At 38.7% G+C, this 11832-nt stretch carries 12 protein-coding genes and 1 tRNA gene; 5 read left to right on the top strand and 8 right to left on the bottom strand.

Going from position 1 to position 11832, the window contains the following annotated elements; translation table 11 throughout:
* Positions 1–52: 52 nt before the first annotated feature.
* Complete coding sequence (locus AB5I83_RS04685; RefSeq protein WP_448973182.1) at positions 53–1735, top strand: glycosyl hydrolase family 28-related protein; 1683 nt, start codon at positions 53–55, stop codon at positions 1733–1735.
* 306 nt (positions 1736–2041) lie between these two features.
* Here AB5I83_RS04685 and AB5I83_RS04680 read toward each other — a convergent pair whose 3' ends face one another.
* The 3 genes from AB5I83_RS04680 to AB5I83_RS04670 all read right to left on the bottom strand — a co-directional run bounded on the left by AB5I83_RS04680 (position 2042) and on the right by AB5I83_RS04670 (position 4538).
* Complete coding sequence (locus AB5I83_RS04680; protein ID WP_448973180.1) at positions 2042–2794, bottom strand: Cof-type HAD-IIB family hydrolase; 753 nt, start codon at positions 2792–2794, stop codon at positions 2042–2044.
* A 12-nt stretch (positions 2795–2806) separates the two neighbouring features.
* Positions 2807–3631, bottom strand: coding sequence for an STAS domain-containing protein (locus tag AB5I83_RS04675; protein WP_448973179.1), 825 nt, complete (start codon positions 3629–3631; stop codon positions 2807–2809).
* A gap of 190 nt (positions 3632–3821) precedes the next feature.
* Positions 3822–4538, bottom strand: coding sequence for a hypothetical protein (locus AB5I83_RS04670; protein ID WP_448973177.1), 717 nt, complete (start codon positions 4536–4538; stop codon positions 3822–3824).
* 107 nt (positions 4539–4645) lie between these two features.
* Here AB5I83_RS04670 and AB5I83_RS04665 point away from each other — a divergent pair, with 107 nt between their 5' ends.
* A complete protein-coding gene (locus AB5I83_RS04665) occupies positions 4646–4852 on the top strand; it encodes a YwbE family protein (RefSeq protein WP_226085051.1) in 207 nt (68 codons plus the stop codon).
* 52 nt (positions 4853–4904) lie between these two features.
* Here the strand turns inward: AB5I83_RS04665 and AB5I83_RS04660 are convergent, their stop codons facing one another.
* Complete coding sequence (locus tag AB5I83_RS04660; RefSeq protein ID WP_448973175.1) at positions 4905–6050, bottom strand: cation:proton antiporter; 1146 nt, start codon at positions 6048–6050, stop codon at positions 4905–4907.
* A gap of 185 nt (positions 6051–6235) precedes the next feature.
* Here AB5I83_RS04660 and AB5I83_RS04655 point away from each other — a divergent pair, with 185 nt between their 5' ends.
* Entirely contained in the window at positions 6236–7120 is an 885-nt protein-coding gene (locus AB5I83_RS04655; protein ID WP_167832673.1) for a YitT family protein, read from the top strand.
* A gap of 104 nt (positions 7121–7224) precedes the next feature.
* Here AB5I83_RS04655 and AB5I83_RS04650 read toward each other — a convergent pair whose 3' ends face one another.
* On the bottom strand, positions 7225–7758 hold the full coding sequence (locus AB5I83_RS04650; RefSeq protein WP_448973173.1) for a GNAT family N-acetyltransferase: 534 nt from the start codon (positions 7756–7758) through the stop codon (positions 7225–7227).
* Between the two features lie 90 nt (positions 7759–7848).
* Positions 7849–8106 (bottom strand): DUF1292 domain-containing protein, encoded by a 258-nt coding sequence (locus AB5I83_RS04645; RefSeq protein WP_226085054.1) that lies wholly within the window; start codon positions 8104–8106, stop codon positions 7849–7851.
* Positions 8107–8285: 179 nt separating this feature from the next.
* Between AB5I83_RS04645 and AB5I83_RS04640 the strand changes: the two genes are divergently transcribed.
* A complete protein-coding gene (locus AB5I83_RS04640; protein ID WP_448973171.1) occupies positions 8286–9098 on the top strand; it encodes a YitT family protein in 813 nt (270 codons plus the stop codon).
* A 131-nt stretch (positions 9099–9229) separates the two neighbouring features.
* Positions 9230–9303, top strand: a tRNA-Arg gene (locus AB5I83_RS04635).
* 407 nt (positions 9304–9710) lie between these two features.
* Here AB5I83_RS04635 and AB5I83_RS04630 read toward each other — a convergent pair.
* Both AB5I83_RS04630 and AB5I83_RS04625 read right to left on the bottom strand, forming a co-directional pair.
* Positions 9711–10676 (bottom strand): ABC transporter permease, encoded by a 966-nt coding sequence (locus tag AB5I83_RS04630; RefSeq protein ID WP_448973169.1) that lies wholly within the window; start codon positions 10674–10676, stop codon positions 9711–9713.
* 46 nt (positions 10677–10722) lie between these two features.
* Positions 10723–11712, bottom strand: coding sequence for an ABC transporter permease subunit (locus AB5I83_RS04625; RefSeq protein WP_448973167.1), 990 nt, complete (start codon positions 11710–11712; stop codon positions 10723–10725).
* Positions 11713–11832: the final 120 nt, after the last annotated feature.

The following is an 11832-nucleotide window of genomic DNA, read 5'->3' as shown; positions in this document are numbered from 1 at the left end:
CTATAGCGGGAAATAATATGCAAGCAGCTTTTTTACAAGAGGTGGGAACAATATGGTAAATATCGACCGAAAACATGATCCAACAAAAAATGCTGAATTGATCTCCCGTTTATCAGAAGAGAATCTTAATATATTTGAATTAGTTCAGGAGACAAATGAATTATTTAGGGAAGCAAGTGCAGATTACAAACCTATTAATGTAAAAAATAATACAAGCTTTTCTTCATTCCTCAGAAATCTCAGTGCAAGTTTCCGAAGAATCATCCAGACAAAATCAGCGTTTGACCATGGTAAACCATTCGGTACTGTTGTTGATAAGAACGGCAATGTTTTTCCTCAATGGCTTGAGGGATTGAATGAAGAGTACAAAACTTTACTGAAAGAAATTAATCGAGAGGTTCATATAGAGGATTTTGGCGCACTTGGAGATGGAAAAACTGATTGCACAGATGCCTTCAAAATGGCCCTTGGCAAAGGTCGTGTGAAAGTTCATATTCCGGAGGGAGTATATGTTGTAAAAGAAATCAAACTGCCGTCCTTCACCTATTTGCTTGGTGCAGGAAAAGGAAAAACAATCATCAAGCTTCATGATTCCGCCCCGAAAAGCAGGAGACTCATGACAAACAAAAACCATCGTACCGGAAACAGGAATGTCCATGTAAAAGGAATGACCCTGGATTGGAATGTCGAACGTTTGGGAAGTGTCGAAAAGACCAGTACCTGGGGAAATCATTCCAGCTGCCTGCTTTTGGCCAATGTAAAGTATGGCTGGGTAAAGGATGTTGAAGCAGTTAACCCAGGCTTGCATTGCTTTGACATCTCTTCTCCTTTGTACAATTACTATGGTGATGGTTATCGGGCCCGAGGTGGCAGTGAGTTTATCTGGCTGGACAATCTGAACGGACATGGTTTCGGGGATGACGGCATTACCACTCATCATAGTGATAATATTTTCATTTCGAATTGCCATATGTGTGATCCAAGCGGCAAAACACATAAAGAGGGATTCTCAAATTCAAATGGCATTGAAATAGACGATGGTTCCCGAAATGTTTGGCTACTGAACAACTCATCAGCAAGATGCTTTGGAGGAGTCGAAATCAAGGCCCATCATAACTCTTCAGCAGCCAGCAATGTTGTCATCATTGGCCATCTATCTGTCAATGACAATCGATCCTTCAATTTCAGGCATATAGGGCACCACAAGGAAAATGATCCCGAATCCAAAACAGCCATCAATATTCAGGCTGCCAATATTATCTCTTTTAAGCCAGTTCATACCAAGTTGTATGCAAATTCATCTCCCAGAGCGATGGTCGTGTCTGCTTATAAAAATGTAGCAGTAAACCATTTTACTGTGATTGGCGACCCTTCATATGACTATGGCGGTGAACCAGCAATCGCGCTTCAATATCGCTCTAGAAATATCATACTCAAAAATGTGAAAATAAGTGGGTTTACAAGTGCAGAATCAGATATTAAAGTATTTGGGGGCAGAAATCATGCTGACCATATTAAAATCAGGAACATGATTTCAAGACACTCGGCACCTAAAGCTATTCATATAGGCAAAGGAGTCGAAAGGGCTGCAATTGAGAAGGTTTATGCAGAGGCTGTAAACGGACAGGCGGTAGTTGAACTTGCAGAAAATAAAGCCTTGTTGAATGAAATAGACTCAAATGGGTTCAAGCAGGTGCTGTTAAAGCACTCTAGCGAAGAACAGACAACTGTTTAATATAAAGTTCTGTTAATACTGAATGTTGATTTAACATTCTTTAAAAAATAAACGGAAAAATTCCGCTTAAATAAAAATGGACCCTTATTTTCTTGAAAATAAGGGTCGTTTTTCCCGTTATTTAATCTAAATCGTTTTTTTATGTCTTTTTTGAAGCAGTTAACCGGAATACTTCCGCCTATTTATGCTTCAGAAGCATGCTTTGTATACAATAGCCGGAAATCCTCCGCTTATGAATTCTCATACGCACTCAAAATCAACAAGTGAGCCAAATAATTCAGGAAGCAAAGTGATCTGCTTCCAAAATTATGAAAGAACCCATTTCACGATGGCTTGTGCCACACCATTTTCTCGATTTGTACCTGTGATATCATCGGCAGATTCCTTTACAGTTTCCTGTGCATTTCCCATAGCAACGCCAAGGCCAGCTTCCGTAATCATGGCAATATCATTTAGGCTGTCACCCACAGCCATCACATTATTCATCGATATACCCAGAAGTTCGCATACCTTTTCCAAGCCCTTTGCCTTATTAATGCCGAGTGCGTTGACTTCTATATTTTTCAGGCTTGAATTGCTGATTTCAAATAGACCCTTGTCTTTTAACTCTTTGAGCACACTTTCTCTGATTTCGTCCTCTTCGATTTGGAAGCCGAATTTAAGCCATTCCTGGGAGAACAGGTCCTCTGGCATATTATTTCTCCAAACGTCTTCACTGCTTGTAGCCCAAAATCCAGTATTATGCTCTCGAGTTAAATCATACATCCACTGGATGTGCTCTGTATCCACCATGTTACGGGCCACTAATTCTCCGTTTGGCCCCCAGATCTCTCCCCCATTGACCGTTACAAGGTAAGAAGACAATTCCAGTGATAATACATAGTCCCTGGCCGTTTTAAGACTTCGCCCAGTACTAAGGACGACATAGACACCTCTTTTTTCCGCTTCTTTTATCGCCTGTCTATTTTCTTCAGAGACCTCGTGTCGCTCATTGAGGAGTGTACCATCCATGTCCAATGCAATTAGTTTTATATCTGGCTTTTGGTAATTCAAATCCATCCTCCTATCATCTTACAAGTCATGATTGATGCTATCAATTGCTTGTTTTACTGTAGCAAATGTTTTAATACTGGAAAAATCAACTCCACCCTCCACTGCAGCCTGAGCAAGGTCGGGCCTCATTCCAGTTGCTATTGAGTTTACTCCCAGCAGCCTTAGAACATTATGGATGTCAAAAATGTGTTTAGCAATGGTTGCATCTATCATAACAATTCCTGAAAAATCAATGATTAAACACTGTATTTTTTGGCTAGATACCAGGGGAATAGCCCTCTCTAGTATCAATCTGGCTCGATCATGATCCATTTTCCCTACTAAAGGCAATACTGCAACATTATCTTGGACTGGAACAACTGGGGTCGATAAAATATCTCTTTCATCCTGGACTTCCTTGATCTGATTCGAAGTCTGCCTTTCAAACGCAAATACAGTTTCATTAATGCTAATATCAAGCATATTGTTCACTCTTTTATTGATCCAAATCAAATCAGCGGTATTGACTCCATGCCTCAAACTAAGCTCAGCCATTTTATCGATAAAGACCATCCTTGTGGGAGGATATCTAAAGAGAATATCAGAAACCCTGCCGCCTTTGGCTGCTTCGCGTTCCCCATTTTGCTTGCTCCATTCAAGAAGCCCCTTGGAGGTTGTCTCATCTTTGTTTCTGATTGATTCACCAAGAAAACTAAAATATTCCGTATAGACAATAATTGCCTGCTCAATTTCCTGTTTTGGGATCTCCACCCCAATAAGAACAACTATGGAATCAACCATTTCCGTTGCGATTGTTTCGGCATTTTGTTGTAATTCATCTGCAACCGCATATGTTGGATTCACAAAGGTCACTTCCCTTTTCTTCATAATTGTCAAAAACACATACTTATTATCAATAGGATACACTTTAAGTCATAAATAATCTCTTTTCGAACTGCTAATTCCAGCGAATACATAAAAATAATCGGGATGACCCAGTTAATTAGACCCGTCTATTTTAAGTGAACTATGAATCTTATCATAAAAGAGTTGTTCAATATTCTTTAGAAATTCTAGTCAATTGAAAGAATTCCCTTTCAGGCTTCATCCATTTCGTCCCTCTTTCTGAGACCAAATAAATCCCCTTTTCAAGATCATAATAGACAGTAATCTTAAATGGTCGGAAGTCGATGACACTCTTCTCATTATAGTAAATCTGTTGATTTTCAGCTTCTTGGGCTGTATTGATTAATTCAATTATTCGTTTGATTACCTGCTGATCTGTCAAGGGAAAACAATCATCGGTTCTATCTGGCTGTTCATTTACACAGACTTCAGATACATCGGTTTCAATCCATTTGATTGCTTTTAAGGGTTTTCGCTTCTCAAAAATGACTTCTGTTTGGTCTGAGGCCTTAAAATACCCTCCACTTATGGATAATACCCAGCTTGTCCCTTTCTTTTCCCAGTTTGACATGAAGCCTGCTCCATCTTCTGTAGAATCTTGCGAGGTCTGCATTGTGATTTTACTCCATCCCATTTTCGGGAGTTCCTTCTCGTAAAAATCGATAATATCCATCCATCGATTACCTTTTATTTTATACACTGGACTCTCTGCCTTAAGTCCCAGATACAGCGGAATATCCTCTGTTTGTTCAGGAATCAGCTCAAGACCCTTATATTTTTCTTGCTGTTTCTGATGAAGATAACCAATTAAGAAGACAATCAATACTATGCATAATATTAACCATGCCCAATTCCCCAACTTCAAGATCATCCCTCTTTGCTTTTTTCTTTATAATAATTCAAATAATGGTAGAATTGAATACTCATCAATAGTTTTTATCATTCTTCAATTGAAAGTCTGGAGGCAGAATCATGGCAAACAGTAAAGATGGCAAAAATCGAAATCATATCAAAACTGGTTTGAAAGTAAATATAGTCCTTAAGTCCGATCAGAAAACCGGAAGACTTACTCAGGGAATAGTTAAAGATATTTTGACCAATTCACCTTCACATCCACATGGGATTAAAGTTAGGCTGGAGGACGGTCAGGTTGGACGTGTGAAGGAAATCTTGGATTGATATAGGAGCAACTGATGATCAAAAAGCATTAATGGGATCGCCCCTTTAATGCTTAACTCTTTTTTTCTTTCACTTTCTCAACAATTAACTTATTCAATCCAGGAGCCATCTGGAACAGGATGGTTCCAACGAAAGCAATCACCAAAATGTAGATACTGGCAAAAACCTTCAACTCTCCAGTCGCGAGCGCAGCGATGATTACGGAAAACTCTCCGCGCTGAGTCAGGGACAGGCCCGCTTTTAAGGAATAGCTTCTCGAGAGACCATACCATTGACCTCCAACATATCCCACAATCAGTTTATGAATCAAGGACCACAATACTAGCACAACCAATAAACCTAAATAAGGGATGTCACTTGTCAATTCAGTGTGAAGACCAAAATTCAGGAAGAAGAATGGGAGGAAAATGTTCCTTACTGGCAAAGCAGCTCTTTCAACCTTTTCCTTAATGGTCAGCTCAGAAAGCATCATACCTGCCAGAAGCGCCCCTATTACCTCAGATAAACCAAGCATCATCGCAATGCCTCCATAGGTAAGCGCAATTCCAGTAATCAATACGATGAAAATATCATTATTGATAATCTCTTTAAGTCCTGATTCTAGTTTTTTAAAGACAACTTTTGCGAAGAACACTGCATTCCCTGCGAGAATGGCAATTTTTAAAAGGATGATCATAAAATCTGTTGCTGACAAACCCTTTCCAGAGAGACCAATCAATACGGTAACAAGGATAGGTGCAATCAAATCTTCGAAAATCAGGATCAGCAGCATGAATTCGGATTCTTTGTTGTCGGTTCTATTCTTTTCCTCCAAAAGCTTTGCTGTGATCGAGGAACTGGTTGCATAGACAATTCCTCCAACAATCAATGAAGATACCCAATCCAGACCGAACAGAAGGGCTATTACCGCAGTTACGAATATCCCCAGGACAGCATCCAGCAGGCCGCCTTTCCACACCTTGGCACTGTTTGAAATCAACCTGTTAACCGGGAATTTCAGACCAAGAATAAAGAACAGCAGGACTAAACCAATCTCTCCTGCCATTTCAATTACCTTGGATTCCTTAATAAAGATGGATAAAAGAAGTCCAAGCAAAATATATAATAATATATCAGGTATTTTAATTAATTTGATGCCTATCATACCAATCAAAAAAAGCATCAGTAAAAAAAGTCCAACGACTAGGGTCAGATTCAAACTGCAACAACACCTTTTCAATTTTTATGAAATTAACTATCCTATTTACTACCCAATTCCCTTCTTTCCAACACTGGAAAATAAAATCATCAAAGCTCTATAATTCAGTATCGTTAAAAAATTGTGATAAAATAAACTATATTATATATATCGAAGGATTTATTAAGGGGGAAGGTATGAACAGCATGTCAGAAAAAGCCCTTGTTCAACAACAACATAAGGGCATTACGAAAACCAAACTCGCCAAAAGAATATTCTTCATAATATTAGGTGCTGTTCTCATGGGTGTTGGAATCGAGGAATTCCTTGTCCCGAACAGAATTCTTGATGGCGGTATTGTCGGTATCTCAATCATCCTCTCACATTTGACAGGCTGGCGCCTCGGCCTCTTTATTTTTGTTTTGAACATCCCTTTCTTTTTCATCGGTTATAAACAAATTGGTAAAACATTCGCATTATCCACTCTCTTGGGTATCACTGTTTTGTCATTGACAACCAGTTTCCTCCATGATTGGCCAGTTTTCACAGAAGATTTGCTTTTGGCAACCGTATTTGGCGGAATCGTTCTTGGTGCAGGTGTTGGAATAGTCATCCGGTACGGAGGATCATTGGACGGAACAGAAATACTCGCTATCCTGGCGAATAGAAGGCTGCCTTTTTCTGTCGGGGAAGTGATCATGTTCTTCAATATCTTCATCTTTGGTACAGCAGGATTTGTCTTTGGCTGGGATCGTGCCATGTATTCTATTTTGGCCTATTTCATCGCCTTCAAAACCATCGATATAGTCATCGCTGGACTTGATGAATCTAAAGCCGCGTGGATCATTAGCGACCAGCACAAGCAAATAGGAGAAGCTATACTGGCTCGTCTCGGGCGCGGGGTCACGTATTTAACAGGAGAAGGGGCATATACAGGAGATGACAAAAAAGTGATTTTTTGTGTTATCACACGTCTTGAGGAAGCTAAATTGAAGTCCATTGTCGAGGAATTGGATGAATCAGCCTTCCTTGCAGTCGGAAATATTGCAGAAGTACGTGGTGGCAGATTCAAGAAACGGAATATACATTAATTAGATGCTAACAAGACAAAAAGCTCAGATTCTGAGCTTTTTGTCTTGTTACATGTTTAGTTGATTAACTAAAAAACGATTCTATAATTATTTTCGCCAATTGTTCATTTTTGTGCTAATAAAGCGTACACATTTGTATCATAGGAAAGGCCATTTTGAATCATATAGTCCCTAAGAATACCCTCCTTGCGGAATCCAAGCTTGAGAAGCAATTCATTGGAAGACTTATTTTCAAGAAATACTACCGCGCCAATCCTTTTTAGCTCCATTTCTTCAAATCCATGTTCCACAATCTTCAGGATTGCTTCTTTTGCCAAGCCTTTTCCCCAATAACCTTGGTTAAGCTCATAACCTATTTCTGCTCTCCGATTTTTTTGTGAAATAGCATGAAAGCCAACCGTACCAATTAGACTATTATTATTCTTTAGTTGGATGCCCCATCGAATAGCTTTTCCTTCCTTTAACCCTATATGGAAAGAATGAATTAGTCCTCTCGCTTCTTCAATGTCATCCATCCGTTCTGAACCATAATATTTCATGACTTCTGGATTGGAAAAATTGATAAATAAATTTTCTGCATCCTCCGCTTTTATCTCCCTTAGAAGGAGCCGTTCAGTTTCTAATATAGGAAATTCCATATGTCCCCCAATTTAAAAGATATATCATCTAATTCTCCATTGTGGACATAAATCCCTTCAAGAAAGCCCCCCATTTTCAGGCGGCTTTTGCTAATCTTCGGCAGGTGCTGCATCAACAGCAATCTGATAAGCATCAAGCAATTGTGACTTTTCTTTTTCACTTTCCAAACCAACAAGGAATTGGTCATTGCCCTGCTCTTCCACCTTCATTAAGACTGTTCCATCTTCATTCCTAAGCATTGCATAGGACTCTCCATTCATCTCAAATAATGCTTCTACTTCAAATTGTTTTACGATCCCCATATCATCGGTTACTGTCACTAAGTCCCTGACTGAGTCATCCCTCAAAGCTCCTCACCTCCAGCATAGAGTCACATTATTTTCCCCTACCTTGGACTTAATATGATTAGACGCAAAAGAGAATTCTAATCAAAATACTTAATGAATTTTAAATAAACTTTTAAATTCAATTCTTTATTTTCATCTATATAATATTTTTTACACACTGTTTTTTGGAGGCGTTGCCATTGAAGTCAGCAGGAATCATCATAGGCTCAATTATAGTTTCATTTGCATTTAACCTTTTCTTAATTCCTCACGGTATAATGAGCAGCGGCATTAGCGGACTATCCATCATTTTATCTATGCTAACTTCCATCAATACAGGGATTTTCAATTTTCTTTTGAACTTTCCACTATTGATTTTAGGTTACATGAAATTGGGAAGAAAATTTATCTTTTATACAATCCTGTCTGTTATTACAATATCTATTGCACTTTATGCCATTCCGGTAATAAAGCTAGCAGAAAATCCAATACTTTCTTCTATATTTGGCGGAGCAATTGTCGGACTCGGGATTGGGATCATCTTCCGTTCATCAGGTTCATCAGGTGGATTCGATATTATCGGGATGCTTCTGGCAAGACGAAAAGATTTCCCTATGGGCACTCTATTATTCGCCATGAATTCTATCGTGATCTTGTTGTCGGGCTTTTTGTTCAGCTGGGATGCAGCATTAAATACGCTTGTTTCCATTTTCGTACTTGGAAAAGTGATTGATAAGGTCCATACACATCATGTCAAGCTTACTTTGATGATCATTACCAGAAAAGGAGAAAAGGTGAAGCAACACCTACTAGGAAATGTCTATCGTGGTGTAACGGTGATAGATTCTGTTGGAGGGTACTCAAACGAGAAAAGCAATGTCATCATTACTGTCATTTCACGTTACGAGCTCACAGAGGTCAAAACACTAATTGAAGAAATCGATCCTGATGCTTTCGTGAATATAACCGAAACACTGGAAGTTATGGGACTTTTCCATAAAAAACAGCATTAAAAGCATTCAAGAAGCCTGATAATCAGGTTCTTGAATGCTTTTTCAATATTACAGGAAAAATAATCTTGAATTTCCCTCTAATCCATCGTATAATTATTGAGTCGCTGTAATTAGATTATTCCTTCTAACATGTCCCAGTAGCTCAGTAGGATAGAGCAACAGTTTCCTAAACTGTAGGTCGGGAGTTCGAATCTCTTCTGGGACGCTTAAACCCTTGATTTAATATCAAGGGTTTTTCTATTTTATAATCTAAATTTATTCTTTATTTCTTTTGTGGCCCAACGTTTACTATTCTAACAGACTAATTTTACCCCTTCCTCATCTTCAAAAACTGGATAAGGAATCGTTTTTGTTTGTTTCATTGTGGTTTTGATGTATGAAACGCTATCGTATAATCCTCCCTTTTTCGTTGTAGATTCTGTTAATGGCACCAACATGTCACCCACCTTCTTATACGTATCCCCCATTGAGGTTGACTGATCTTCTTGCTGTTTATCTGGTTTTGCAGCTGATGGAACTTTTTCATCGTCGTTATTTAGTCCAATGGTAATGATTCCTGCTAAAATTAATATGGATACCAGAAACCAACGTATGCGGATACCCTTTATCCCATCATTTAATTTCTTTCCTGAAATATTTTCGGATATTCATTAATGCAATTTTCTCAGACGATTCGGATATCAAATCAAACTTTTGCCGCAGTCCCTCTCCAAGAAGATTAAATGAGAGGATGGTAAAAGTAATAGCAAGTGCAGGAAAGATGGGAATCCAGGGAGCTTTAATAAGATCACTCCTTGCTTTTTCCAAAAGTGCCTGCCAATCATAGGTAGCTGAGGAGATTTCGATTATTCCTCCTTCAAGCAACAAAGATTTAGATGCAATGAAATAGCCGAATAAAGCCAGTTGGCCAATTAACAATGTTACCCTGCTCAAATCGTTACAAAAATTGATGACTAAACTTTGAGAAAGGTTAGGAAGATAATAGTTTTTAAATAATTTTAAAGGTCCATTTCCGATAACAATTCCTGCTTTAACATATTCTTTTTCTGACAGGTCATGAATTTCGTGAGAAAGCAGTACGCTCACTCTTCCTACCTCCATTAATGCTAAAAGAAGGATTGACCAATACATCGGAAGATTTGAACCTGTTTGAGACTCCCAAACAGGTTTGGAGATCAAAATGATCATGATTGCTGAAAACACTGCTGGCACGCTGCTAAAAAATGAATTCCAGCCATGCGAAATGATATAGGCCAACCCTCGTTTAGGCGCTGAAAGATATGCTAGCGGAAGGGCAATCAAATATCGAAGAATCGTAATCAGAAATATGTAACGCAATGTGTCTCTTGTCCCGATAATCAACAGGCTCAGCAAATCCCTCCCGTCACTGTCAGTGCCTAGTGGATCTTCAAGAGAAGGAGGAAAGGGCGCCCTGGCCATAGAACCATCCTCGTAAAACCTCATGCGGCTGTCGGCTGGATTTGGATCGATAAAAGATAAATCAGAACCAAAAACAGCAAAAAATAATAGGAAACCAAACATTAATGACCCTAGCCAAATGGACCAATTTCTATTCATGGCTACCCCCTTGTTTTCTCTCTATTTATTTCAAGACTATTATTCTTCATATCTTTGGAGTCATATTGATTAGCAGAAAAAATAGACAAATAAAGATTGAAATAAAAATATATCTTAATATCGTCATTAATATTTGATATACAGGATTAGACTTTTCAGGAAGATATTTTTGCTGCAGAAGGATATTTAATGGCTGCGAAATGAACAAAAAAACCATAAAGCACATAGACAGCTCAATTGCCAGCCCCATTTCATTATGATTGGGATCATTGCTGCGCTGAATTGCATATAATAATCTCCATGCAGCTCCTTTATAGTCCATCAGCCACTCAACCATCAATAGATTCGATAGGATATATGTGGTCACAGCGGGAATGTGCTGAAAAATTGCTCCCATGCATTTTTTCAAGATATGTTTCTTAATTACAAGCCTTTCGGAAAGACCCATTGCCCTGGCTGTTCGGATATACATAGCACCGTCCTCATTCGATAATGCAGCGGATGTGACTCTTGCAAGATACATTAGTGGATATATAGCCACTAAAAGTGCAGGCAGCATGAAATTATACCATTGCTCGCTTCCAAACCAGTCAATGAAACGGAAATGGAATAGTATGATCCATTGAAGTGATAGGATGAGGAAAAAATCTGGCAAAGAAGTGATGAAAGACGTCAAACCTTGCCCGACACCTGTCACTGTGTTTTTTTTGCGGTAATCAAAGATTCCCTTTGCGATTCCGAGTGGAATGGCCAAAGCAAATGCCGTGATGATGATGGGAATACTCTTGTAAACATAGGTTCCTACTACAGCTTCAAAAGGCTCACCATTTCTAGTAATCCCTAATGACCCCTCGGAAGCAGCCAATAGGATCAAATCCTGCATTTTCCTGACAATCACTTCTGGTGGATAAAGGGCATATAGTTTACCCACGAAATCAGCCAAATTCCCTGAGCCAAAGTAAAAGCTAATGATCATAAAAAGCGTTAATAAATAAATGATGGTCAGCAAATCTCGTCCGATATCTGCCCTTTTCAACTTCTTCGCCTCCCTTATATACCATATTTCAGATTATGAAGAAAGCTCAGGTAGAATGTATGTATTTTTGTAAATATATGACTTTCGGATTAAGACAATATGAATATTTGAGTTGCAGTT

It is taken from the genome of Mesobacillus sp. LC4 (assembly GCF_053543455.1).
The sequence above is the reverse complement of the archived record's forward strand: the minus strand, read 5'-3'. Positions and strand labels throughout refer to the sequence as shown.